18 protein-coding genes and 6 pseudogenes are annotated in these 24,683 nt (G+C 73.3%); 9 read left to right on the forward strand and 15 right to left on the reverse strand.

The window, feature by feature from the left end:
* Positions 1-49: 49 nt before the first annotated feature.
* Complete coding sequence (locus AC38ZX_RS14970; RefSeq protein WP_491295036.1) at positions 50-895, forward strand: LysM peptidoglycan-binding domain-containing protein; 846 nt, start codon at positions 50-52, stop codon at positions 893-895.
* Positions 892-1,458 carry an Rv3235 family protein gene (locus AC38ZX_RS14975; protein WP_491295037.1) on the forward strand — a complete coding sequence of 189 codons (567 nt, stop codon included), beginning with the start codon at positions 892-894 and terminating at the stop codon, positions 1,456-1,458. Before AC38ZX_RS14970 ends, AC38ZX_RS14975 begins: the two co-directional genes overlap by 4 nt.
* 57 nt (positions 1,459-1,515) lie before the next feature.
* Here AC38ZX_RS14975 and AC38ZX_RS14980 read toward each other — a convergent pair whose 3' ends face one another.
* The 10 genes and pseudogenes from AC38ZX_RS14980 to mtrA all read right to left on the reverse strand — a co-directional run bounded on the left by AC38ZX_RS14980 (position 1,516) and on the right by mtrA (position 11,548).
* Positions 1,516-2,991: a preprotein translocase subunit SecA gene (locus AC38ZX_RS14980; RefSeq protein WP_491295038.1), complete on the reverse strand. Its 1,476-nt coding sequence runs from the start codon at positions 2,989-2,991 to the stop codon at positions 1,516-1,518.
* Between the two features lie 52 nt (positions 2,992-3,043).
* A pseudogene (locus AC38ZX_RS14985) lies at positions 3,044-3,214 on the reverse strand (hypothetical protein); the annotation flags it as partial.
* Between the two features lie 61 nt (positions 3,215-3,275).
* Positions 3,276-4,328, reverse strand: a pseudogene (locus AC38ZX_RS14990) (preprotein translocase subunit SecA); the annotation flags it as partial.
* Between the two features lie 152 nt (positions 4,329-4,480).
* The gene (locus tag AC38ZX_RS14995; protein WP_491295039.1) at positions 4,481-5,707 is read right to left on the reverse strand and encodes a winged helix-turn-helix domain-containing protein; all 1,227 of its coding nucleotides are present in this window, start codon (positions 5,705-5,707) and stop codon (positions 4,481-4,483) included.
* Positions 5,708-5,795: 88 nt separating this feature from the next.
* Positions 5,796-6,428, reverse strand: a complete 633-nt coding sequence (gene hpf / locus AC38ZX_RS15000) for a ribosome hibernation-promoting factor, HPF/YfiA family (RefSeq protein ID WP_426592718.1) — start codon at positions 6,426-6,428, stop codon at positions 5,796-5,798.
* Between the two features lie 200 nt (positions 6,429-6,628).
* Positions 6,629-7,363, reverse strand: coding sequence for a ComF family protein (locus tag AC38ZX_RS15005; RefSeq protein WP_426595980.1), 735 nt, complete (start codon positions 7,361-7,363; stop codon positions 6,629-6,631).
* A gap of 88 nt (positions 7,364-7,451) precedes the next feature.
* A complete protein-coding gene (locus AC38ZX_RS15010; protein ID WP_426592719.1) occupies positions 7,452-9,137 on the reverse strand; it encodes an LpqB family beta-propeller domain-containing protein in 1,686 nt (561 codons plus the stop codon).
* Complete coding sequence (locus AC38ZX_RS15015) at positions 9,134-9,664, reverse strand: ATP-binding protein (RefSeq protein WP_491295040.1); 531 nt, start codon at positions 9,662-9,664, stop codon at positions 9,134-9,136. Before AC38ZX_RS15015 ends, AC38ZX_RS15010 begins: the two co-directional genes overlap by 4 nt.
* Positions 9,553-10,836 (reverse strand): HAMP domain-containing protein, encoded by a 1,284-nt coding sequence (locus AC38ZX_RS15020; RefSeq protein WP_491295041.1) that lies wholly within the window; start codon positions 10,834-10,836, stop codon positions 9,553-9,555. The genes AC38ZX_RS15015 and AC38ZX_RS15020 overlap by 112 nt, the downstream gene beginning before the upstream one ends.
* Positions 10,837-10,864: 28 nt before the next feature.
* Positions 10,865-11,548 (reverse strand): MtrAB system response regulator MtrA, encoded by a 684-nt coding sequence (gene mtrA / locus AC38ZX_RS15025; RefSeq protein WP_426592721.1) that lies wholly within the window; start codon positions 11,546-11,548, stop codon positions 10,865-10,867.
* Between the two features lie 394 nt (positions 11,549-11,942).
* Between mtrA and AC38ZX_RS15030 the strand changes: the two genes are divergently transcribed.
* The 6 genes and pseudogenes from AC38ZX_RS15030 (at position 11,943) to AC38ZX_RS15055 (ending at position 18,505) form a co-directional block, all read left to right on the forward strand.
* A complete protein-coding gene (locus AC38ZX_RS15030) occupies positions 11,943-13,025 on the forward strand; it encodes a glycerophosphoryl diester phosphodiesterase membrane domain-containing protein (RefSeq protein WP_491295042.1) in 1,083 nt (360 codons plus the stop codon).
* Positions 13,022-13,711 carry a DUF4129 domain-containing protein gene (locus AC38ZX_RS15035; protein ID WP_426592723.1) on the forward strand — a complete coding sequence of 230 codons (690 nt, stop codon included), beginning with the start codon at positions 13,022-13,024 and terminating at the stop codon, positions 13,709-13,711. The genes AC38ZX_RS15030 and AC38ZX_RS15035 overlap by 4 nt, the downstream gene beginning before the upstream one ends.
* The gene (locus tag AC38ZX_RS15040; protein WP_491295043.1) at positions 13,708-14,913 is read left to right on the forward strand and encodes a DUF4350 domain-containing protein; all 1,206 of its coding nucleotides are present in this window, start codon (positions 13,708-13,710) and stop codon (positions 14,911-14,913) included. The genes AC38ZX_RS15035 and AC38ZX_RS15040 overlap by 4 nt, the downstream gene beginning before the upstream one ends.
* A 104-nt stretch (positions 14,914-15,017) precedes the next feature.
* Positions 15,018-16,008 (forward strand): annotated as a pseudogene (locus AC38ZX_RS15045) (AAA family ATPase).
* Between the two features lie 19 nt (positions 16,009-16,027).
* Positions 16,028-17,320: a DUF58 domain-containing protein gene (locus tag AC38ZX_RS15050; RefSeq protein ID WP_426592725.1), complete on the forward strand. Its 1,293-nt coding sequence runs from the start codon at positions 16,028-16,030 to the stop codon at positions 17,318-17,320.
* A gap of 33 nt (positions 17,321-17,353) precedes the next feature.
* Entirely contained in the window at positions 17,354-18,505 is a 1,152-nt protein-coding gene (locus tag AC38ZX_RS15055; protein ID WP_426592726.1) for a winged helix DNA-binding domain-containing protein, read from the forward strand.
* Between the two features lie 4 nt (positions 18,506-18,509).
* Here the strand turns inward: AC38ZX_RS15055 and AC38ZX_RS15060 are convergent, their stop codons facing one another.
* Positions 18,510-19,499: a stage II sporulation protein M gene (locus tag AC38ZX_RS15060; protein ID WP_426592727.1), complete on the reverse strand. Its 990-nt coding sequence runs from the start codon at positions 19,497-19,499 to the stop codon at positions 18,510-18,512.
* A gap of 98 nt (positions 19,500-19,597) precedes the next feature.
* On the opposite strand from AC38ZX_RS15060, the pseudogene AC38ZX_RS15065 reads away from it, so the two are divergent.
* Positions 19,598-19,882: pseudogene (locus tag AC38ZX_RS15065) on the forward strand (RDD family protein); the annotation flags it as partial.
* 545 nt (positions 19,883-20,427) lie between these two features.
* Here AC38ZX_RS15065 and ahcY read toward each other — a convergent pair.
* The 4 genes and pseudogenes from ahcY to AC38ZX_RS15085 form a co-directional block, all read right to left on the reverse strand.
* Positions 20,428-21,910: pseudogene (ahcY, locus tag AC38ZX_RS15070) on the reverse strand (adenosylhomocysteinase).
* A gap of 145 nt (positions 21,911-22,055) precedes the next feature.
* On the reverse strand, positions 22,056-22,988 hold the full coding sequence (locus AC38ZX_RS15075; RefSeq protein ID WP_426592730.1) for a cation diffusion facilitator family transporter: 933 nt from the start codon (positions 22,986-22,988) through the stop codon (positions 22,056-22,058).
* A complete protein-coding gene (locus AC38ZX_RS15080; protein WP_491295044.1) occupies positions 22,988-23,194 on the reverse strand; it encodes a Trm112 family protein in 207 nt (68 codons plus the stop codon). The genes AC38ZX_RS15075 and AC38ZX_RS15080 overlap by 1 nt, the downstream gene beginning before the upstream one ends.
* A pseudogene (locus AC38ZX_RS15085) lies at positions 23,191-24,673 on the reverse strand (phosphomannomutase/phosphoglucomutase). Before AC38ZX_RS15085 ends, AC38ZX_RS15080 begins: the two are co-directional and overlap by 4 nt.
* Between the last annotated feature and the right edge of the window lie 10 nt (positions 24,674-24,683).

Here is a 24,683-nt window from a genome sequence, read left to right on the forward strand (position 1 = left end):
CCCTCAAGCATGGTCAAATTGCATCAAACGACACGATTGAGGATCAAACATGGCGATCGACGCCGCGCACCAACGCAAGCAGGCTCCTGCCCGACCGTCGCGACGACCATCGCTCACCTCCGCGGGGCTCGACCTGCTGGTCGCATCGCTTTCCGGAGGAGCACTCGCTGTCGGGCTCGCATCCCGCGGGTTCTCGCTCGTCACCGCGTCGTCCGTGCTCGGCGTCGACGCGCTGGTCGAGATCGCCGTCTGCGGGGTCGGGGCCCTCGTGGCCACCTGGCTGGCAGCGTCGGCACTCCTCGCACTCGGATGCCTTGGCGCGCGGCTCGTCGGTTCCAGCTGGCGCCTCGGCGAACGGATGGTCCACCGGTGCGCTCCCGCGGTCGTCCGTCGGACACTCGTGCTCGTCGTGGGGGCGACCGTCGGGCTCGGCGCCGCGACGGGTGCCTCGGCAGCCGTCCACCCGGCACCCACGCCGTCGGTGGCGGCCGTCACGGTCGCCGACGACGACCTCGGCTGGGTGGCCACGACGCCGCTCGTGAAGGAGACAGCCTCCCCGACCGCAGCGCCCGTCGAGACGGCCGACCCGTCGCCCGTCTTGCGCACGCCACCGAGCACGCCGGCGGCGGTGACACCCGTCGCGGAGGCGATGGCCGCGCCCGCGGAGCCAGCGGCGACGCGCGCCGCGGCGGCCGACCAGAGCGTGGTCGTCGTCGCCGGCGACAGCCTGTGGGCCATCGCGGCCCGCCATCTGGACCCGCACGCGACCGACGCCCAGATCGCGGCGGCCTGGCCTGCCTGGTACCACGCCAACGCGGCCACCATCGGACCCGACCCGGGCGTGATCATCCCGGGCCAGGTGCTCGCGGCCCCGCAGGACGGGGCGACCTCGTGACTTCCGTCGCCGTCGAGCCGGCGCTCTCAGGCACGGAGGACGCGTTCGCCCGGGTGCGTGGGCCTGAGCCACGGGTCCGGCTGGTCGCCGCTCCCCCCAGGGCGCTCGTCCCGCGTGCCACCGGTCCGGCCCAGCCGGTCCCTCCGACGATCACGAGTCGGATCTCGGTGCTGCGGGCGAGGGACGAGCCGGGAGCAGCCCCGGACGACCAGGACGCGCCCGGTGCCGTGCCGTCTGCCGACCCCGCCGCCGTCGGCTGCGCCATCGCGCTCGCGTCGCTCGAGGTCCTCGCAGGTCGGCGGCCCGCCGCGCAGCTCGCGCGCTGGCTCGCGCCAGGCGTCTACGAGGCGCTGCAGGTGCGCAGCGCACTGACCGCGCGCGTGCTGAGCGCCCCACAGGGCGTCCGTCGCCCGGTGGTCCGGCGGTTCCGGGCAACGCCCGTCCTCACGACGGCGCACGAGGTCAGCGTCGTGACGGACGACGCGGGCCGCGTCCGGGCTGTCGCGCTCCGGCTCGAGGCCCACCGCGGCGCGTGGCGCGCGACCGCCCTTGAGATCGGCTAATGACGCCGAAAGGCCCGCTCACTCACCGGCGTGGGGAGCGGGCCTTCGACGTGACGATCAGCGCTTGCGCTGGTTCTTGGCCGCCTTCCGGCGCTCCTCGCGGTTGGCCGTCCCGCCGGTCGCCTGGCCACCCGACGACGCGGGAGCGCCGCCGTTCTTGCCCGCCGGACCCGTCGCGCGGGTGACCACACCGGCGTCACCGTCGACGGACGGCGCCGAGTACTGCAGCGGCGCCTGCTCCTCAGGACCGTCGATCCCCTTGGCGACGAGCCGGGCCGCCGGGCGCTCAGCACCAGCCGCCGCGCCGGGGGTCTGCTGCGCCGCCGCGATGGAGTCGAGCGTGATGGGCGACGACGGCGCGGCCGCCTCCTGGACCTGGACCTCCAGGTTGAACAGGTAGCCGACCGTCTCCTCCTTGATCGCGTCGTTCATCGCGTTGAAGAGCTGGAACCCCTCGCGCTGGTACTCCACCAACGGGTCGCGCTGGGCCATCGCCCGCAGGCCGATGCCCTCCTTGAGGTAGTCCATCTCGTAGAGGTGCTCACGCCACTTGCGGTCAAGGACCGACAGCGTCACGCGCCGCTCCAGCTGGCGCATGTTGTCCGACCCGATCGACTCCTCGCGCTCCGCGTAGGCGACCTCGGCGTCGGAGAGGATCTCCCGCGTGAGCAGGTCGGCGCTGAGCCGGATCTCACCGCCGGCCTCCTCCACCACCTCCTCGGGGGTGATCGTCACGGGGTACACGGCCTTGATCGCCGTCCAGAGGGCCTCGAGATCCCAGTCCTCGGGGCGTCCCTCGGCGGTCGCGGCCCCGACGTAGTCCGTCAGCACGTCCTCCCGGAAGTGCGTGATCTGCACGTGCAGGTCCTCGCCCTCGAGCACCCGGCGGCGCTGTGCGTAGATGACCTCGCGCTGGCGGGACATGACGTCGTCGTACTTCAGGACGTTCTTGCGGATCTCGAAGTTGCGCGCCTCGACCTGCGACTGCGCCGACATGATGCCGCGCGTGACGATCTTGGACTCGAGCGGCATGTCCTCGGGGAACCCGGCCCGCGTCATCATCGACTCCGCGAGACCCGAGTTGAACAGACGCATGAGGTCGTCCTGCATCGACAGGTAGAACCGGGACTCGCCCGGGTCGCCCTGGCGGCCGGAACGACCACGCAGCTGGTTGTCGATGCGGCGCGACTCGTGCCGCTCGGTGCCCAGCACGTACAGACCACCCAGCTCGGCGACCTCGTCGTGCTCGGAGGCGACCGACTCCTTGGCCTTGGTCAGGGCGGCCGGCCAGGCGGCCTCGTACTCGTCGGCGTTCTCGGCCGGGTCGAGGCCGCGGGCGGCCAGGTCGGCGACGGCCATGAACTCGGCGTTGCCGCCGAGCATGATGTCCGTGCCACGGCCGGCCATGTTCGTCGCCACTGTGACCGCGCCCTTGCGGCCGGCCTGCGCGACGATCGACGCCTCGCGCGCGTGCGCCTTGGCGTTCAGCACCTCGTGCGGCACGCCCTGCTTCTTCAGCTTGCTCGAGAGCAAGCTCGCTCTTCTCGACGCTCGTGGTGCCCACCAGGACCGGCTGACCCTTGGCGTGGCGCTCGACGATGTCGTCGACGACGGCGTCGTACTTGCCGTTCTCGCTCTTGTAGACGAAGTCCCGCTGGTCGATGCGCTGCATCTCGCGGTTGGTCGGGATGGGCACGACGCCGAGGCTGTACGTGCCCTGGAACTCGGCGGCCTCGGTCTCGGCCGTTCCGGTCATGCCCGAGAAGCTTGCCGTACAGGCGGAAGTAGTTCTGCAGCGTGATCGTGGCGAGCGTCTGGTTCTCCGCCTTGATGTTCACGCCCTCCTTCGCCTCGATGGCCTGGTGCATGCCCTCGTTGTAGCGGCGGCCGGGCAGGATGCGGCCCGTGTGCTCGTCGACGATGAGCACCTCGCCGTTCATCACGACGTAGTCCTTGTCGCGCTTGAACAGCTCCTCGGCCTTGATGGCGTTGTTGAGGAACCCGATGAGCGGCGTGTTGAGCGACTCGTAGAGGTTGTCGATGCCGAGGTAGTCCTCGACGCGCTCGATGCCGGGCTCCAGGACGCCGACCGTGCGCTTCTTCTCGTCCACCTCGTAGTCGCGCTCGGCCTGCAGACGACGGACGACCTTGGCGAACTCGGCGTACCAGCGGTTCGCGTCGCCCGAGGCCGGGCCGGAGATGATCAGGGGCGTGCGGGCCTCGTCGATGAGGATGGAGTCGACCTCGTCGACGATGGCGAAGTTGTGGCCGCGCTGCACGAGCTCGTCGGTGTTCCACGCCATGTTGTCGCGCAGGTAGTCGAAGCCGAACTCGTTGTTGGTGCCGTAGGTGATGTCCGCCGCGTACTGCTCGCGCCGCTCGCTCGGCTGCTGCGCCGACAGGATGACGCCGCTGGTCAGGCCCAGGAAGCGGTAGACGCGCCCCATCAGCTCGGACTGGTAGCTGGCGAGGTAGTCGTTGACGGTGACGACGTGGACACCCTTGCCGGCGAGCGCGTTGAGGTAGGCCGGCGCCGTGGCGACGAGCGTCTTGCCCTCACCGGTCTTCATCTCGGCGATGTTGCCCAGGTGCAGCGCCGCGCCGCCCATGAGCTGGACGTCGAAGTGACGCTGGCCGAGGGTGCGGCGGGCGGCCTCCCGGACGGCGGCGAACGCCTCGGCGAGCAGGTCGTCCAGCGACTCCCCGTCGGCCAGGCGGGCGCGGAACCGGTCGGTCTCCTCGCGCAGCTCGGCGTCGGACAGCGCGACGAAGCTGTCCTCCAACGTGTTGACCTGCTGGGCGATGCCCGACAGCTTCTTGACGATCCGGCCTTCACCGAGGCGCAGGACCTTCTCGAGGATCGCTGGCACGCACTACTCCCGACGTGTTCGCACTCCGGGCGCGCGCGGCGTCGGAGCGGCTTGGGCACCGACCGCACGGCCGGGCCCGTCCATCGTAGGCGACCGGCAGGCCCCCGGTCCGACCCTGTGCTCCCAGCGGTTTCCGCCGTGCGTGAAAACGGTCAACCGACCGCTGCGGCCAGGTCCGCCGAGAGGTCACCACGGCAGGCGACGACCACCTCGCCGAGCCCGAGCCAGCCGGCCAGCTCGTGCAGCTCCTCGGCCAGCGGCCCCGCCACGTCGGCGTCCACGCCCGGCGTCCGGTGCGCGGCCTGGACCCGCAGGACGCCCGCCTGCCGGTCGGCCTTGAGGTCGACGAGCGCCGGGAGCTGCTCGCCGAGCAGGAACGGCAGCACGTAGTAGCCCCACACGCGCTTGGGCTCCGGGACGTAGATCTCGATCCGGTACCGCAGGCCGAAGAGCGCCTCGACCCGGCGGCGCTCGAAGACGAGCGGGTCGAAGGGGTTGAGGAGCGCCCGCCCGGTCGCTCGACGGGGCAGCGTCGCGTCGCGGTGCCGCCAGACCGCGCCCTCGTCCCAGCCGTCGACCGTGACCTCGACCAGCACGCCCTCCTCCACCAGCTCCGCGACCGCGCGCGCGGCGGGCGTCTGCTTGATGCGGAAGTAGTCGGCGAAGCTGCAAGGGTGCCGACGCCGTGGGCGCGGGCACCGATCTCGACCAGTGCGCGCACGCTGTCGGCCTCGGCCGGCTCGGGCGCGGCGAGGACGGCCGCGGGCAGCACGCGCGAGGTCAGGTCGTACCGCCGCTCGAACGCCCCGTTGCGGCCCGCCGACGTCACCTCGCCCGTGAAGAACAGGAACTCGAGCACCCGCTTGGCCACGGTCCAGTTCCAGCCCCACTCGCCACGCGTGGTCGGGTGCTCGGCCTCGAAGCTTCTCCTGGACCTCCCGGGCGGTGATGGGTCCGCGGGCGGCGATGATCGCCCGGATCTCGTGCACGATCGGCGTGTGCCTCAGCGGGACATCAGCGATCGTGCCCCACGCCTCGCTCTGGTAGGCGCGCTGGCGCCAGCCCAGCAGGCGGTACGTCTCGGGCGGGACGAACGAGGCCATGTGCCCCCACGTCTCGACCAACCGCCGGGGCGTCCGGCCCGACGCCGTGTCCAGCAGCGCCTGGTCGTACGCGCCGATGCGCGAGTACGTCGGCATCAGGTGGGCACGCGCCAGCACGTTGACCGAGTCGATCTGCAGGACGCCGAGCCGGTCCACCACCTGCTGGAACTGCCGCATCGTCGGCGGCGCACCCCGGGCCGGGCGCGCCGTGTCCAGGCCCTGCGCACGCAGGGCGATACGTCGGGCCTGCGACAGGCTGAGGCGCTCGGCGGTCACGTCGTCATCCTGCCGTCCGCCACCGACACCTACGCCGACGCCCGGCCGGAAAGGACCCGACCGGGCGCCGTGCGTCGTTCAGGGCGTCTCAGACGCCGACCACCTGCGGCAGGTGCCCGGCGGACACCGCGGTGTCCAGCTTGATCACGCCGTAGCTCCAGCCGCGGCGGCGGTAGGCCACGGACGGCTGCGCGGTCTCGGCGTCGATGAACAGGAAGAAGTCGTGCCCGACCAGCTCCATCTCGTACAGCGCGTCGTCGACGGTCATGGGCTGGGCCGCGTGGACCTTCTCCCGGATGATCACCGGCGAGTCGCCGAGCGTCGTCTCCACCGCGGCCTCCGGGTCGACCGGTGCGGGAGCCGCCGGCTCCGGCTCGGGCGGGCGGACGTCGAGCGGCGTGATCGGAGTGTGGTTGCGATGGTCCTTGCGCCGGTCCCGGGTCCGGCGCAGCCGCTCGAGCAGCTTGTTGAGCGCCAGGTCGAGGGCCGCGTACCGGTCGTCTGCGCACGCCTCAGCGCGGATCACGGGACCTCGGTCCACCACGGTGAGCTCGACGCGTTCGGAGCTTCCGGACTGGCGGGGGTTCGTCTCGTGCGACACGACGACATCGATCCGCTGGGCGCGGGGGGCCAGCTGCTCGACTTTCGCGAGCTTCTGCTCGACGTGCGCCCGATACTTCGGGAGCACCTCGGTGTGCCGGCCGGCAACCACGATCTCCATGTGAGCCTCCTGCGAGGGTCGGGGGCGGGTCGTGCCCGCCCGTAGGTGACATGCGTTGGGCTGCCCTGAGGGCAGTCGGGCGGCGTCACCTCCTCCCGCAGCCGATCCGGACGACCCGTCGGGTCCGCCCCGGCTCGGCGCCGGCTCTGGCGTCCCACGCTAACCCCGTGACCCTTCCGTGACCACTCCCACGCCGGGGATCACCCGAACGTTCTGACCGCCGTGCCCGGCAGTGCCGGCGGTCGCGCCGGGCCCGGGGTCGAGGCGAGCGTCAGGCCCGCGACGACGCGGCCACCGGCCTGTTCGACCGCGCGACGGCTGACCGCGAACGTCGCCCCTGTGGTCAGGACGTCGTCCACCAGCACCACCGGACGGCCGGCGACCGTCTCGCGTCGGCGGCCCCGCACCCAGACCTGTCCGGCGAGGTTGGCCGCCCGCTCGCGTGCGCCCAGCCCGACCTGGTCGCCGCCACGCGCACGGTGCAGCACAGCCGCGAACTCGGCGGGGACGCCGCCTGCGACGAGCCCGCTGGCGACCGCCGCGGCGAGGGCATCGACGAGGTTGCCCCCGCGGCGCCGGCGGGAGGCGGCGGTGGACGGCGCGGGCACGACGAGGAGCGGGACGCCTCGCGTGAGGGCCGGCGCGACCCTCTGCGCCTGGTCGGCCATCGCCCGCGCCAACGGGGCCGTCAGGTCGGCACGTCCACGGTCCTTCCACGCGATGATCGCCCGCCGCACGTCGCCCGTGCAGTCGGCGAGCGTCCACACCGGCAGCGGTCCGCGCCCGTCCAACCGGTCGAGGCGAGGTGCCCGGTTCTCGCACCGCCACGGCACGCCGCCCACCAGCGCGGCGCAGCGGACGCACCAGGCGACGTCGTCGCGCCCGCAGCCGGCGCACTCCACCGGCAGGACGAGGCCGACGAGGTCGCGCAGCATCGAGGTCACGCGACCAAGCGTCGGTCCTCCGGCCACACCGGCCCGGCCGCCGCCGGGCCGGTCCGGCCCCGGCGGGGCTGAGGTCGGCTCAGCCGGGGTAGGACGGGTCGGACGCCCCGGTGACCCCGGTGACCGTGGCCCACGTCTCCCCGGCGAACCGTCGCAGGCCGCCGTCGAGCGTGGTCACGTAGATGACGGCCCCGCCGGCCAAGGCGGTCGGGTCGGCCACCTCGGGCTTCGACGTGGTGGGTCCCGAGACCGGGACGCTGTGCACCGCGACGTTCCCGGTGCTCGTCCCGAGCACGCCGAGCGTCGACTCGTCGATCCAGTCGACGGCCGTGGCGTCGACCATCGACGCGCCCGCCCGGATCGGCGGCCCGAGCTGCTGCGGTGCGCCCGACTCGTCGCGGATGATCCCGGCGACGTCGATCGTGACGCCGTCCGCGCCGGACGACACGACAGCGATCCGCGTGCCGTCGGCCGCGACCCGAAGCGCGCGCACGGTGCGGCTCGCCAGCCAGTCCGCCTGGACCGGAACCGTCGCCGCGCCCGCCTTGACCGCGACGATCCCGTCGGTGGTCGACGCCGTCCACGTCCAGCCGAACCGGTCGATCGACGGCGCGGCGAGGGAGGCACCGGTGTAGAGGGTGGTCGCAGGCGTGGTGGCGGTCGGCGCGGTGATCAGCCTGTCGGGACCCGAGAGCAGCACGCGGAGGCTGCCGTCGGCGTTGCTGGCCGGGCTCCGGGCGTCGAGGCCGGCGAGCGAGCTGACCGCCTCGACTGGCGCCACCTGGTCCTGGGACAGGGCGACCAGCCGGTCGGCCTGCAGGAACTCGACGTTGCCGGTCGGCGCGTTCCCGCGCTGCAGCACGGCCGCACCGTCGAGCGGCAGACCGTCGGTGACGGGGTTCCCGCCCGCCGGGACGGCGACGACCTGGACCGAACCGACGCCAGGCACCGGTCGCAGCGACGCCTCGATCTGCGCCAGCATGAGCGAGCGGTCGGCCTTGGTGACGGTCGACTGGGGGCTCAGCCCTACGAGGGCGACACCCTTCGAGTCGACGAGCACGGCCTCGGGGTTCAGCGCCACACCCTCGGGGATGGCCGTGACGACGGCGTCTCGCAGCCACGTCGACGGGCCGGCGAGCAGCTCCTTGACCACCGCGGTCTGCAGGTTCTTGTTCGGCAGCCACCGGGTCTCGGGCACCAGGTAGGTCTTGTCCGGCGAGAGGAAGTACAAGGACGCCGGCTGGAACGTCCGTGTGAAGTCCTGCTCCTGCAGGATGAGGCCGTCCGGCACACCGGAGATGCGCCACTGCTTGGCGTCGTCCTGCACGAGGTCGAACGTGACCGACTCGGCCGCGTTGGGGGGTGCCTCGACGTAGCGCCCGTCGCCGTCCACCCGTGCCGCCACCGGGATGTCGCCGACGATCTGCGCCTCGTTCGTGCTCGACCCCCACACGACGGGGCCGGCGACGACCTGGCCCGACAACGGGTCCCACTTCGCCTTGGCCTCCCCCGCCAGGAACTCACGAGCGGCAGCGAAGCCGTCGGAGAAGCCGGCCGCGCTCGCGGTGAGGAAGCCGTCGACGATCTGCTGGGGCGTGTCACCGCGTTCCGGTCCGGGGGCGAACACGTCGACGTCGGCCTGGGTCTCGACCCGGGGGTCACCCTTCTGCACCGGGCCCGACATGGGGATCGAGGCGCAGGCGGACAGCAGGAGCAGGAGTGCGGCGGCGAGGACCGCCTGACGAGGGTGCCGGGAGGACCTCATCGCACCTCCTGAGGCTCGTCGCTGGGGTCGGGCTCGCGCGCGTCGGCGAGGTCGGGCAACGCCGCGGGATCGGTGTTGGGCCGCACGAGCGGCACCCGCACGGCGTCGACCGTCGGCGTCTCGTCGGGAACCAGCGGCAGGGGGGAGTCGGTGAGCCGGATGCCCGCGCGGCGCGGCAGCGTCAGCCGGAAGCTCGCCCCGCGACCGGGTCGGCCCCACGCCTCCAGCCAACCGCCGTGCAGGTGGGCGTCCTCGAGCGAGATGGCCAGGCCGAGACCGGTGCCGCCCGTGGTGCGGGCCCGGGCCGGGTCGGCGCGCCAGAAGCGGTCGAAGACGTGCTGGGCCTCGTCCGGGGTCATACCGACGCCCCGGTCGCGGACGGTCACCGCGACCGCGTGCGAGTCCGCGCCGACGGTCACCTCGACGGCCGTGCCCTCGGCGTGCTCGATCGCGTTGACCAGCAGGTTGCGCAGGATCCGCTCGACGCGGCGCGGGTCGATGTCCGCGAGACAGGCCTTCTCGGGCACGGTGACGCGCAGCCACGTGCTGCGGCGTTCCGCGAGCGGCGCGGCGTGGTCGACGGCCGCGACCACGACGTCGCGCACGTCCCGGCCTCCCGCCTCGAGCACCGCGGCTCCGGCGTCGAACCGGCTGATCTCGAGCAGGTCCGCGAGCAGCTCCTCGAACCGGTCGAGCTGCGTCTGCAGGAGGCCTCCGCCGAGCGCTTCACGGCTGGGTCGAAGCTGCCGCGCGACATGTAGATGACCTCGCCGGCCATGCGCACCGTGGTCAGCGGGGTCCGCAGCTCGTGCGACACGTCCGAGACGAACCGGCGCTGGAGCGTCGACAGCTCCTCCATGCGGTGGATCTGGTCCTGCAGGCTCGCCGCCATCTCGTTGAACGAGCGTGCCAGCGTCGCCATCTCGTCCTCGCCGCGCTCGGGCATCCGCTCGGACAGGTGACCGTCGGCGAGCCGCTCGGCCACCTCGGCAGCGCGGCGCACGGGGCGGACAGCCTGGCGGGTCACCAGCCAGGTCATGCTGCCGAGCAGGGCGACCAGGGCGACGGCCGCGAGCAGGAGGGTGCGCTGCAGGAACTCCAGCCGGTCCTGCTCCGACTGCAGGCTGTACAGGAAGAACAGCTGGTAGGTGCCGACGCCGCGCACGTTCACGTTCTGGCCGACCATCACGGCCGGTTCGTCGCCGGTGGTCACGGGCCACGCCACGGACTGCCAGTGCTGGCCGCCCGTGGCGGTCACGGCCTTGAGCTCCGGGCTGACGAGCGGGACGAGGACCGGGGCAGAGGCGGCTCCCGTGACCGCGACGCCGCCGCCCTTCTGCCCGGGCGCCCGCAGCAGGAACACCTCACGCGCGCCCGACCCGCCCGCGCGCTGCGCGAGCGCGACGTCGTGCAGCAGGTTCAGCACGTCGGTGCCGGAGGTGGCCGTCGAGGCGTCGAACGTCGCCTGCGCCGCCTTCGTGGAGCGCGCGCTCTCCTCGAGCACCTGGTCGACGCGGGCCGTGAACAGGCCGTCGCGCATGCGCTCGCTCACGTAGACGCCGATCACCGCGAGCGCGACCAGGCCGATCGCCATGGTCGTCGTGATGACGCGGACCTGCAGCGACCCGCGCCACTTGCGCGCGCCCGAGCGGACCCGCCGCATCGTGCGCGCCCGGACGAGCCGCCAGGTGCTGTTCACGCGCACGACGGCGCCGCCCCCGCCGGGATCACGTCGAAGCCACGCCCGCCTTGTAGCCCACGCCGCGCACGGTCACCACGATCTCGGGCTGCTCGGGGTCGTTCTCGATCTTCGAGCGCAGCCGCTGCACGTGGACGTTGACCAGCCGGGTGTCGGCCGCGTGCCGATAGCCCCAGACCTTCTCCAGCAGAACCTCGCGCGTGAACACCTGCCACGGCTTGCGGGCGAGGGCAACGAGCAGGTCGAACTCGAGCGGCGTCAGCGAGACGGGCTTGCCTGCGCGCGACACGCGGTGGCCGGGCACGTCGATGGAGACGTCGCCGATGGAGAGGTGCTCCGGTGCCGGCTCGTCGCTGCGGCGCAGGCGGGCGCGCACGCGTGCCACAAGCTCCTTGGGCTTGAACGGCTTGGAGATGTAGTCGTCGGCGCCGGACTCGAGGCCGAGCACCAGGTCGACGGTGTCACTCTTGGCCGTCAGCATCACGATCGGCACGCCCGACTCGGCGCGGATCAGCCGGCAGACCTCGTTGCCGTCCTTGCCGGGCAGCATGAGATCGAGCAGGACGAGGTCCGGCTGGGTCGCCCGGAACACTCCCAGCGCCTCGTCACCGTCCTCGCAGAACACCGGGTCGAAACCCTCTGACCGCAGCACGATGCCGATCATCTCGGCCAGCGCGGTGTCGTCGTCGACCACCAGCACGCGTCCCTTCATGCGCGCATTCTCGCACCCGGGAGACCTCGAGACGGCCAGTTCCAGGTCGGAGCCCGTCCGCGATGCGCCGCGCCCCGCACAGATCACCCGGTCGCGCCTCCCGCGCACCGGCCGCCGTGGCACGATGATTCCTCCGCGGGGGCCCGGAACACGACTCCCGCGCGAACGCACACCGAGCCGAGGGAGCAGTGCTCGCATGACGAGCCCGCACGACGAAGTGCCGCAGGAACCGGGCTGGGCCTCGCCGGCCGGCCCGGCTGGCGACGCCGCCCCGCCGGCTCCCCCGGCGCCCGCACCTGCACCCGCACCCGCAGCTCCCCCGCCGCCGTACGGGCAGCCGGCACCCCCACCGCCTTACGGGCAGCCGGCACCCCCACCGCCGTACGGGCAGCCGGTGCCGCCGCCCGTGTACGGCCAGCCGGCTCCCCCGCCGCTCTACGGCCAGCAGCCCCCGCCCGGCTGGGGCGGCCCGCCCGCCGCACCACCGGTCCCGCTGGGCTGGGGCCAGCCGATGGCACCGCCACCGGGTGCATCGTGGCGACCCCCCGCGCTGCAGCCGGGGATCATCCCGCTGCGACCGATCGGGCTCGGGGAGATCTACGACGGCGCGTTCCGGGCGATCCGTGCGAACCCGAAGGTCATGTTCGGCATGTCCGCGCTCGTCGTGACCATCGCCGTCGCCGTGCAGTCGCTCGTCGCGTGGTACGTCGCGGGAGTCCTCGCGACACAGTTCACCGACGTCGCTGACGAGCTGGACCCGCACGGGACCGCTGATCTGAGCGCATCGCTCGGCAGCAGCGTCGCGCAGCTGACCTCGCTGCCGATCACAGCCCTGGCGACGACGATCCTCACCGGCCTGCTCATCGTCTCGGTGAGCCGGTCCGTCCTCGGCCAGGTGGTGACCGTCCGCGACGTCCTGCGCTCCGGCCGCGTGTGGCTCGTCGTCGCGTTCTCGCTGCTCCTCGCGGTCGCCGTCAGCGTGGCCGTCGGGGTCGGGGTCGGCGCCGTGGCTCTCCTGGCCGTCGGCGGGTATGTCGGTCTCGCGGTCCTGATCGGCATCCTCGCGCTGTTCGCCTACTTCGTCGGCGCGTTCTGGGTGAACGTCCGGACCCTGCTCACCACGCCGGCGCTGATGCTCGAGGGCAAGGGCTTCTGGCCGACGATCGCCCGGTCGTGGCGACTCACACGCGGCTCGTTCTGGCGGCTCCTCGGGATCTGGCTGCTGACGGCGATCCTGGCCAACATCATCAGCGCGATCTTCACGGTCCCTGCGTCACTGGTCTCCCAGCTGCTCCTCGACGACACCTCCGGCCGGTCGTTCGGCTCGATCGTCATCAACGGGATCGCGAGCATCATCGCGCTCACGCTGTCGACGACGTTCGTGGCCGCGGTCACCGCACTGCTGTACATCGACGTCCGGATGCGGCGCGAGGGGCTCGACGTCGAGCTCGCCCGAGCGGCGGAGCAGACGGCGTGACCCTGTCGGCCTGGGCGGTGGGCGGTGCAGCACGGCTGACCGCCGACGTCCCGGTCGACCCCGACGCGGACACCGCACGCCGCTGGGCCACCCAGGAGCTGGCCGACCCCGTCTACCACCGGCAGCCCTCGCTGCTGAGCCGGCTGCTCGGCTGGCTCTCGGACCAGCTCTCCGGCGTCAAGGGGGCGAGCCTGCCGAGCCCGCTCGTCCTGACGGTGGTCGTCCTCGTCGTCGCGGTCGTCGTCGCCCTCGCATTCCTGCTCTACGGGCCGGTGCGACGCGCGGGCCGGGTCGCGGCGCAGCGCAACGTCCTGGACGTCGACGACGCCCGCACCGCGGACCAGATCCGCAGGGCCGCCGACGCCGCGGCCGCCGCCGGAGACTGGGACCTCGCGGTCGTCGAGCGGTTCCGCGCGATCGTGCGTGGCCTCGAGGAACGGGCGGTGCTCGACGAGCGCGCGGCCCGCACGGCGCACGAGGCGGCCGACGCCGCAGCGGGCCGGCTGCCCGCGATCGGCGCGGACCTGGTCGATGCCGGACGGCTCTTCGACGCGGTCGCCTACGGCCACCAGCAGGCCGGACCGGACGACGACGCCCGGTTGCGCGAGGTCGACCAGCGGGTGCGCGCGGCGCGACCCTCGGCACCCTCGTCGGCCGCCGACCCGCCGCTGAGCATGCCCCGATGAGCGCCACGGTCGTCACGACGCACGCCGCGTCCGTCGTCGGAGACGGGACCACGGGGCGGTCGCGCGCCGCCTCGCGCTGGCGCAGGTGGCGGTTCCCGCTCGGCCTGCTCGCGCTCGCGTGCCTCGTCGGCCTCCTCGCGGCGCTCCCCCAGCCCGTCACCTCGACCCAGTCGCTCGCGCCCGACAACCCCCTGCCGGGAGGCGCGCGCGCGGCCGCGCAGATCCTCGGCGACCGCGGGGTCGACGTCCGCTACGTGCGGCGGGTCAGCGACGTCGTGCGGCTGGCCGGTCCGGGTTCGACCGTCCTGGTCGTCGGCGACGAGCTGATCGACACACCCCACACCGACGCGTTGCGGGCCACGGGCGCCGACCTCGTGCTCGTCGACGCGAGCTGGGCGGTCGGTGAGCTGACGGACTCGCTCGGGTACGGCGCGTCCTCGGCCGGGCAGCCGCAGACACGCACCGCGGACTGCGACGACCCCGACGCGGTGGCCGCGGGCACCATCACCGCCTCGGGGCGCCTGCAGGCCCTCGACCCGAGCGCCGTCGTCTGCTTCCCGCCCTCCGACGGGTCGGCCGGGAGCGCCGGCGCGTACGGGGTGACCACGACGGACGGGCAGCGCATCTCGGTGCTCACCGACCGGGCGCCCCTGACCAACGCGCGGCTCGCCGACGAGGGCAACGCCGCCCTCGTGCTGCGGATGCTCGGCCACAACGAGCGGCTCGTCTGGTACATCCCGTCGCCCGCCGACGTCGACCCGGGCGGCTCGTCCCGCCCGAAGGCCACCGACGTCGTCCCGCCGATCGTCAACGTCCTGGCCCTGCAGCTCCTGCTCGTCGCCGCGGTCGGCGCCCTGTGGCGCGGACGCCGCCTCGGCCGCATCGTCACCGAGCAGCTGCCCGTGGTCGTCCGGGCCGGGGAGACCACCCGGGGGCGGGGACGGCTGTACCGGCGCTCCCGCTCGTTCGGGCACGCCGCCGCAGCCCTGCGCGCGGGCGCGACCGCACGCTCCTGCGCCCGCCTCGGACTCCCGCGCTCCGCCGCACCCCAGGTCGTCATCGACGCGCTCGCTCGCGCATCCGGGCGACCGCCCCAGCACATCGAGGCCCTCCTGTACGGGCCGCCCCCCACGGACGACCACGGCCTCGCGCAGCTGGCGCGGGACCTGGACCATCTCGAGAGCGAGGTTCACCGATCGTGAGCGACGACAGCCTGCAGTGGCCGCCGACGGCGCCGCCTGCCCCGTCCCGGTACGGGGCACCGCCGGCGCCGACGGCGCAGCCCGCCGCCGCACCGACCCCTGCCGTGCACGCGGCACCCGCCGCCGCGCGTCCCGCGGGCCCCTCCCAGGAGCTGCGCGCGGCCCTGGCGTCGGTCCGCGCCGAGGTGTCCAAGGCGGTCGTCGGCCAGGACGCGGCCGTCAGCGGGCTCGTCATCGCGCTCCTGTGCCGCGGGCACGTGCTGCTCGAGGGCGTCCCCGGCGTGGCCAAGACGCTGCTCGTGCGCACGCTCTCGGCGGCGCTGAGCCTGGACACCAAGCGTGTGCAGTTCACGCCGGACCTCATGCCCGGTGACGTCACCGGGTCGCTGGTCTACGACGCCCGCACCGCCGAGTTCTCGTTCCGTGCGGGTCCGGTGTTCACCAACCTGCTGCTCGCCGACGAGATCAACCGGACGCCCCCCAAGACCCAGGCGTCGCTGCTGGAGGCGATGGAGGAGCGGCAGGTGTCGGTCGACGGCACGCCGCGCCCGCTGCCGGACCCGTTCCTCGTGATCGCGACGCAGAACCCCGTCGAGTACGAGGGGACGTACACACTGCCCGAGGCACAGCTCGACCGCTTCCTGCTCAAGCTCGTGCTCGACCTGCCCGAGCGCAACGAGGAGATCGAGGTGCTGCGCCGGCACGCCGCCGGCTTCGACCCGCGCGACCTGCGGGCTGCGGGCGTGCGGCCGGTCGCGACGGCCGCGATGCTCGCGGCCGCGCGCGCCGAGGTCGCCCGGGTGCAGATCTCCCCCGAGGTGCTCGGGTACACCGTCGACGTCTGCCGGGCCACGCGGCGGTCGCCGTCGCTCTCGCTGGGCGTCTCGCCCCGCGGTGCCACCGCGCTGCTGGCCACGTCGCGGGCCTGGGCGTGGCTCTCGGGTCGTGGCTTCGTGACGCCCGACGACGTCAAGGCTCTGGCCCACCCGACGCTCCGGCACCGGGTCCAGCTGCCGGGCCGAGGCCGAGCTCGAGGGCGTCAGCACCGAGAGCGTGCTCGACACCGTCCTCGCGTCGGTGCCCGTACCTCGATGAGCGCGCCGGGGCACAGCTGATGGCGGTCACCTGGCGGGCGGTCGCGCTCGCAGCGGCGGGCATCGTGGCGGTCGTCCTGTTCCCCGCCACGGGCACCGTTCTGCTCTGGACCCTGCTGGTGATCGCCGCGATCACGCTGGACGTCGTGCTCGCCGCGTCGCCGCGGCAGGTGGCCGTCAGCCGCGAGGTGCCCGCCTCGGTCCGGTTGACCGAGCCCGCCCGCTCCACGCTGACCCTGACCAACCTCGGGCGGCGGCGGCTCCGAGCGCTGGTGCGCGACGCGTGGCCGCCGTCGAGCGGCGCGGTCGACAACCGGCACCGGATCACGATCCCGCCGGGCGACGGCCGACGGGTCTCGACGACGCTGACGCCCACCCGCCGCGGGGACGCGCACGCGGACCTCGTGACGATCCGCACGGCCGGGCCGCTCGGCCTCGCGGGTCGCCAGGCGTCGTTGACGGTGCCGGGGCGGCTCCGGGTCCTGCCGGAGTTCGCCTCGCGCAAGCACCTGCCCAGCCGGCTGGCCCGCCTGCGCGAGCTGGACGGCCGTGCCGCGGTCCAGGTCCGCGGCCCGGGCACCGAGTTCGACTCGCTGCGCGAGTACGTCATCGGCGACGACGTGCGCTCGATCGACTGGCGAGCGACGGCCCGACGCGCCGACGTGGTCGTGCGCACGTGGCGGCCGGAGCGCGACCGCCGCGTGCTGATCGTCCTCGACACGTCCCGGACCTCGGCCGTCCGGGTCCTGGACGCCCCGCGGATCGACGCCTCGATCGAGGCCGCCCTCCTGCTCGCGGCGCTGGCGACCCGCGCCGGCGACCGGGTCGAGCTGATCGTCTACGACCGTGCCGTGCGGGGACGGGTGGCCGGCCAGACAGGTCCGCGGGTCATGCCGGCGTTCGCCGACGCGCTCGCCCTGGCCGAACCCCAGCTCGTGGAGGCCGACTGGCCCGGGGTCGTCGGGCAGGTGCGGCAGCGGCTGAGCCAGCGCGCCCTCGTCGTCCTGCTCAGCGCGCTCGACCCGGCCGCGGTCGAGCACGGGCTGCTCGGTGTCGTCGGCCAGCTCACCGAGCGGCACCAGGTCGTCCTGGCGTCGGTGGCCGACCCCGAGGTCGACGAGCTGCGCCGGGGCCGCCAGGACGCCGCGGCGATGTTCGACGCCGCCGCCGCAGAACGCGTGGGCCTGGAGCGCGCCGCCGTGGCCGTGCGGCTGCGCCAGCGCGGCGTCGAGGTCCTCGACGCCCTGCCCGACCACCTCGCGCCGAAGCTCGCCGACACGTACCTGGCGCTCAAGGCGGCCGGCCGGCTCTGAAGGGCTGTCGGCGGCAGCCGATAGGTTCTGCGGGTGGCCGTACCCGGGGACCTGCTCTCCTCCGCGCAGCTCAACCGGGCGCTCCTCGCCCGCCAGCACCTCCTGGAACGCCGGGCCGGGCCGGCCCTCGACGTGGTCGAGCACCTCGTGGGCCAGCAGGCACAGAACGCGTGGTCGCCGTACGTCGGGCTGTGGAGCCGTGTCGCTGGGTTCCGGCACGCCGAGCTGGGCGACGCGTTCTGGACCCGGACGGTCACCCGGATCGCCGTCATGCGCGGCACCATCCACCTGGTCACGCCGCAGGACGCGCTCCTCCTTCCCGCCCTCATCGAGCCCCTGTACGCCCGCGACCTGCTGGTCAACGTCCAGCACGCGGCGGCCCTGCGGACGGTGGACGTCGCCGAGGTGACGGCCGAGGCGCGCGCGCTCGTGGAGGCCGAGCCACGGGTGACCACGGACCTGGGCCGCCTGCTCGCCGAGCGCTGGCCGGCCATCCCGCCCAGCACGCTCGCGTACGCCGCCCGGGGCACGCTGCCCCTCGTCCAGGTCCCGCCGCGGGGCGTCTGGGGCCGGTCGGGGGCGACCACGTGGACCACCGCGGACGCGTGGTTCGGCGCCCCGTCCGCGGACCTGGCCGACCCGGAGGAGCGCGCGCTCGCGCTCGACGGGCTCGTCCTGCGGTACCTGCACGCCTTCGGCCCCGCATCGGTGGCGGACGTCCAGAGCTGGTCGGGGCTCGCCGGTCTGCGCGCCGTCGTCGACCGCCTCGGTGACCGGCTGGTGCGGTACCGGGCGGACCCGGCACCGGGCGGCGTCCGCCTCCGCGAGCTGGTCGACGTCCCCGAGGGCCCGCTGCCGGACCCGTCGACCCCCGCACCGGTGCGCTTCCTGCCGGACTACGACAACGTCCTGCTGGGCCACGCCGACCGGACGAGGATCGTCTCGGACGCCCATCGCCGCCTGCTGGCGTCACCCAACGGCGTCATCCCCGCCACCTTCCTGCTGGACGGGCGCGTGGCGGGCACCTGGGCCGTCACCCGTGAGCGCAGCGGGCCCGCGATCCTCGTCGTGCGACCGTTCGCGCCCGTCGCGGCGCGGGACCGCGGCCCGCTGGAGGCGGAGGCGCAGGAGCTGGTCCGGTTCATGGCCGACGACGCCGCCGGCCACCGGGTGGTCGTCGAGTAGCGCGTCAGCCGGCCATGGCCAGGACGTAGCCGGCGCGGTCGGCCTCGAGGTCGCCCGTCTCGCCGTCGCGCACGGCCCGCCGGCCGAGCACGATCGTGTAGACCCAGAACAACGTCACGGCGACCGTGCCGATCGCGATCTTCACGGCCCACGGCAGCGTCGACCCGGTCACGAAACCCTCGATCATCCCGGAGACCGCCAGCGTCCCGACGAGCCCGATCGCGACCGTGATCAGGGAGCGTCCCTCCTCGGCGAGCGCCCGCGACCGGGTGCGCGGCCCGGGCACGAGCCACGTCCAGAAGATCCGCAGACCGGCCGCCGCAGCGACGAAGACGGAGGTCAGCTCGAGCAGCCCGTGCGGGGCGATCGACTGGAGGAACACGCCGAGCGCTCCGTGCGCGGCCATCATGCCGCCCGTCGAGCCGACACCGATGGCGTTGCTGACGACGAAGTACACGGGCCCGACCCCCGTGATGCCGGTCGCGATGCAGACCGCGGTGAGGAACGCGTTGTTGGTCCACACCATCGCCGCGAAGCCGGCGCCCGGGTCGTAGTACTGCGAGAACATGCCGTCCACGTACTGCTGCTGCTCGGCGGGTGTCCCCATGAGCGCGAGCGCGTCGGGCTGGGTGGCCACCCACCACCCCGACACCGTCGACAGCAGGACGAAGGCGAACGCGACGGCCACCGTCCACCAGCGGATGCGGTACAGCGCGGCAGGCAGCGAGACCACGACGAACCGGGCGACGTCACGCCAGCCCGCCTGGTGCGACCCGGCGATCGCCGCGCGACCACGGGCGACGAGCTGCGAGAGCCGGGCGACCGTGACCGGGTCCGGTGCGCTGGTGCGGATGACCGACAGGTCGGTGGCTGCGGCCTGGTACAGCCGCACGAGCTCGTCGGCCTCGGCGCCGGTCAACCGCCGTCGGCGTGCGAGCTCGTCGAGCCGCGCCCACGCGCCGGCCCGCACCCACTCGTACGCGTCAAGGTCCATGCGCACAGCCTGCCATCTGGGGCGCCCGCGCAGCGGCTACTCTGCGGCAGGACCGGACGTGGCGTGCACGCCGGGCGCGCCGAACGGATGGGGGCTGCATGGACGGCATCGTCATCGGCGAGGGTGTCGTCCTCGACGCGCGCTCCACGTCCTCACCCGTCCGGCTCCTCGCCGCCCTCATCGACCTGGCTCTGCTGGCCGTCGTCGTGCTCGCGATCCTCGTTCCGCTGACGGGTGTGCTGTCGACGACCGAGCACACGGCCCGCATCACGGCCGTCGTCGTCGCGGCCACGATCACCGTGATCCTCCCGACGACCGTGGACACCCTGACGCGCGGTCGGTCGCTGGGCAAGCTCGCGCTCGGCATCCGGATCGTGCGCGACGACGGCGGGCCGATCGTGTTCCGGCAGTCCCTCGTGCGGGCGCTGGTCGGCATCGTCGAGCTTCTGGCTGACGCTCGGGTCGGTCGCCCTGATCACGGCGACGGTGCACCCGCAGGGCAAGCGGGTGGGCGACATCCTGGCCGGCACGTACGCCGTGCGCGTCCGCGGCTCGGCTCCTCGTCGTGCACCGCTGATGATGCCGCCGATGCTCGCGGGCTGGGCGCACTCCGCGGACATCGCGCGGCTGCCCGACGGGCTGGCGCTGTCCGCCCGCCAGTTCCTCGGCCGGTCGGGGAACCTGCACCCCACCTCGCGCGTGCAGCTGGGCACCCGGCTGAGCGGCGAGATGCAGCAGTACGTCAACCCGCTCCCGCCGCCCGGCACGCACCCGGAGGCCTTCCTCGCCGCCGTGCTCACCGAGCGCCGCGACCGAGAGCCTCGTGGCGCTCCAACGCGCCAGGCACCGGGATGCCGTCGAGGCGACGCAGCTGCACCGGCTCCCGCACGGCATCCCGGACCCGGTGGACTAGGTCGACCCGTCGTCCTCAGTACCGGTAGTGCTCCGGCTTGTACGGGCCGGCCGCGTCCACCCCGAGATACTCGGCCTGGGACTTGGTGAGCTCGGTGAGGCGCACGCCGAGGGCGTCCAGGTGCAGGCGCGCCACCTTCTCGTCCAGCACCTTGGGCAGCCGGTAGACCTCGCGCGCGTACTCGCCCGGCTTGGTGAACAGCTCGATCTGCCCGATCACCTGGTTGGAGAACGAGTTGCTCATGACGAACGACGGGTGGCCGGTCGCGTTGCCGAGGTTGAGCAGCCGGCCCTCCGAGAGCACGATGATCGACCGCTCCGGGCGTCGGTCGTCGGCCGGGAACGTCCACTCGTGCACCTGCGGCTTGATCTCGGTGCGCGTGATGCCGGGCACGGCGGCCAGGCCGGCCATGTCGATCTCGTTGTCGAAGTGCCCGATGTTGCCGACGACGGCCTTGTTCTTCATCACGGACATCTGGGCCGCCGAGATGACGTCCTTGTTGCCCGTCGTCGTGATGAAGAAGTCGGCCTGCCCCAGGACGTCGTCGAGGAGGGCGACCTGGAACCCGTCCATCGCTGCCTGCAGCGCGCAGATCGGGTCGACCTCGGAGACGATGACGCGCGCACCCTGGCCGCGGAACGCCTCCGCGGCGCCCTTGCCGACGTCGCCGTAGCCGGCGACGAACGCGACCTTGCCGCCCATGAGGACGTCGGTCGCGCGGTTGATGCCGTCGGGCAGCGAGTGCCGGATGCCGTACTTGTTGTCGAACTTCGACTTGGTGACCGAGTCGTTGACGTTGATCGCGGGGAACAGCAGTCCGCCGGCCTCGGCCAGCTGGTACAGCCGGTGCACGCCCGTGGTGGTCTCCTCGGTCACGCCCTTGATCTCGGCGGCGATCGTGGTCCAGCGCCGCGGGTCGGCGGCCAGCGAGGCGCGCAGGGTGTCGAGGATGACCGTGCAGCTCCTCCGAGTAGTCCGCGTCGCCGGGCTGCGGGTTGCCGGGGACCGCCCCGGCCGCTTCGTACTCGACGCCCTTGTGCACCAGCAGCGTGGCGTCGCCACCGTCGTCGAGGATCATGTTCGGGCCGTCACCGCCCGGCCAGACGAGGATCTGCTCGGTGCACTCCCAGTACTCCTGCAGCGACTCGCCCTTCCAGGCGAACACCGGCACACCGTCGGGCGCCTGGACGGTGCCCGCCGGGCCGACGACGATGGCCGCGGCGGCCTCGTCCTGCGTCGAGAAGATGTTGCACGACGCCCACCGGACCTCGGCGCCGAGCGCCACGAGCGTCTCGATGAGCACGGCGGTCTGGACGGTCATGTGCAGCGACCCGGCGATGCGGGCGCCCGCGAGCGGCTGGGTGGGGCCGAACTCGGCGCGCAGGGCCATGAGCCCGGGCATCTCGTGCTCGGCGAGCCGGATCTGGTGGCGGCCGGCCTCGGCGAGCGACAGGTCGCGGACCTTGTACCGGCCCGGGGCCTCGGAGAACGTGGACATCTCACTCCTGACGGGTGCGCAGCGATGGGCAGGGCGGAAGGACCCCACTGGGGGGTGCTTCACGCCGGCGCGACCCCTCTGGGTCTGCGGGCATCACCCACGCCGTCGCGGCCATGCTAGCCGCGCACGCACGTCAGGGGGGAGGTCAGGCGGGAGACTCCACGGCTCGACGCAGGTCCGGCTCGAGGTAGATGACGTGGGCGATGGGGACCGCGGCCCGCACCCGCTGCTCGGCGGCGTCGATCGCCGCCGCGACGTCGGCTGCGCTGCTGGCGCCGTCGACCTCGATCTTGGCCGCGACGAGCAGCTCCTCCGGGCCCAGGTGCATGGTGCGCAGGTGGATCACCGACGCGACGCCCGGTCCGACGAGGGCGGCCGTGATCGCATCCACGTCCTTGGCGGTGGCCGACTCACCCAGGAGCAGCGACTTGGTCTCCATCGCGAGCACGATCGCGATGAGCACGAGCAGGGTCCCGATGCCGGCCGTGCCGAGCGCGTCGAACCGGCCGTCGTCGGTGAGCAGGGTGAGCCCGACGCCGAGGAACGCGAGCACCAGGCCGATCAGGGCCCCGAAGTCCTCGAGCAGGACGACCGGCAGCTCGGGCGCCTTGGCCGTCCGCACGAAGGACACCCACGACTGCGTCCCGCGCGTGTGGTTGGACTCCTTGATCGCCGTGCGGAACGAGAAGCCCTCGAGCAGCATCGACGCACCCAGCACGACGAGCGGCACCCACCACCACCGACCCGTGATCGGGTGCGGCTCCTGCCACTTGTGCCACGCCTCGTACAGGGCGAACAGGCCACCGAGCGAGAACAGGATGATCGAGACGATGAACGCGTAGACGTACCGCTCGCGGCCGTAGCCGAACGGGTGCTCGACGTCCGCCTCGCGCCGGGCCCGCTTGCCCCCGAGCAGGAGGAGGAGCTGGTTGCCGGAGTCCGCCAGGGAGTGCACGGACTCGGCCAGCATCGAGCTGGAGAGCGTCAGCAGGTACGCGATGAACTTGGTGATCGCGATCCCGAGGTTGGCCGCGAGCGCGGCCAGGATCGCCCGGGTCCCGCCGCCTTCGTGTGCCATCAGTCGCGAGCGACCGGGACGCCCTCGTCGACGAGCAGCACCGGGATGCCGTCGCGCACGGGGTAGGCGAGCGGGTTCTCCGGGTCCGTCGAGACGAGCGTGGGCTCGCCGTCGGGGCCGACGCCGTCCACGAGCGTCGCGCCGGTCACCGGGCAGCGCAGCAGGTCACGGGCCCAGGGCTCGAGCACGCGCGGGGCGTCGCTCACGACGCGTCCTGGCGGACCAGGGCGAGCACGTCGTCGCGCACCTTCTCCATGATGTCCTCGTCGGCAGCCTCGACGTTCAGGCGCAGCAGCGGCTCGGTGTTCGAGGCGCGCAGGTTGAACCACCACTGCGGCTGTCCGTCCCAGTGCGACACCGTCAGCCCGTCCAGCTCGTCGACGACCACGGGGCCGGCGCCCTGCTGCGTGACGTAGGCCTCGACCACCCGTCCGCGAGCCTCGGCCACGCTGGTCACGGTCGAGTTGATCTCGCCGCTGGCCGAGTACGGCTGGTACTGCTCGGCCAGCGCCGACAGCGGGTGCGGCTGGCCGCCGAGCGCCGCCAGCACGTGCAGCGCGGCGAGCATCCCGGTGTCCGCGAAGAAGAAGTCGCGGAAGTAGTAGTGCGCGCTGTGCTCGCCGCCGAACACGGCGTCGTTGCTCGCCATCTCGGCCTTGATGAACGAGTGCCCGACGCGCGTGCGGACGGTCGTCGCACCCGCCGCGCCGAGCAGGTCCGGAACCACCTGCGACGTGATGAGGTTGTGGATCACCGTCGGCGTGCGGCCGGCCGCGCGCTCGCGGGCGACCTCCCGCAGCCCCACCAGGGCCGTGATCGCGGACGGGCTGACCGGGTCGCCGTGCTCGTCGATGACGAAGCAGCGGTCGGCGTCGCCGTCGAAGGCGAGGCCGAGGTCGGCGTCGTGCTCGACGACGGCGGCCTGCAGGTCACGCAGGTTCTCCGGGTCGAGCGGGTTGGCCTCGTGGTTGGGGAAGGTGCCGTCGAGCTCGAAGTAGAGGGGCACGACGTCGAGCGGCAGCTGCGGCAGCCCGGCACCGGTGCCGAGCACGGCCGGCGCCGTGAAGCCGCCCATGCCGTTGCCGGCGTCGACGACGACCTTGAGCGGCCGGATGGCGGACAGGTCGACCAGTGAGCGCAGGAACGCCGAGTAGTCCGCGAGCATGTCCTGCTCGGTGACGTCGCCGACCTCCTCGGGCCCGGCCAGTGGGATCTCGCCGCTCGCCAGGTAGTCCCCGGCCAGCTCGCGGACCCGGGACAGGCCGCTGTCCTGGCCGACGGGGCGCGCGCCGGCGCGGCAGAGCTTGATCCCGTTGTACTGCGCGGGGTTGTGGCTCGCGGTGAACATGGCGCCGGGGATGTCCAGCGCACCCGACGCGTAGTACAGCCCGTCGGTCGACGCCAGACCGATCCGGATCACGTCGACGCCACGCAGCGCGAGGCCCTCGGCGAAGGCCGCGACGAGCTCGGGACCGGAGGGGCGCATGTCGTTCCCGATGACGACCTGCGGCCGGCCGACTGTCTCCGCAGGGTGCTCGGGGATCACGACGACGTCGGCGAACGCGGCGCCGATCGCGCGCGCGACCGTCGGGTTCGGCCTCGGGGACGACGCCCCGGACGTCATACGCCTTGATCAGGGCAGACAGATCGACACGGTCAGCTGCAGGGGAGGTCACGGGCGTCATGCTACCCGGC

This window comes from Cellulomonas sp. McL0606 (assembly GCF_058248365.1).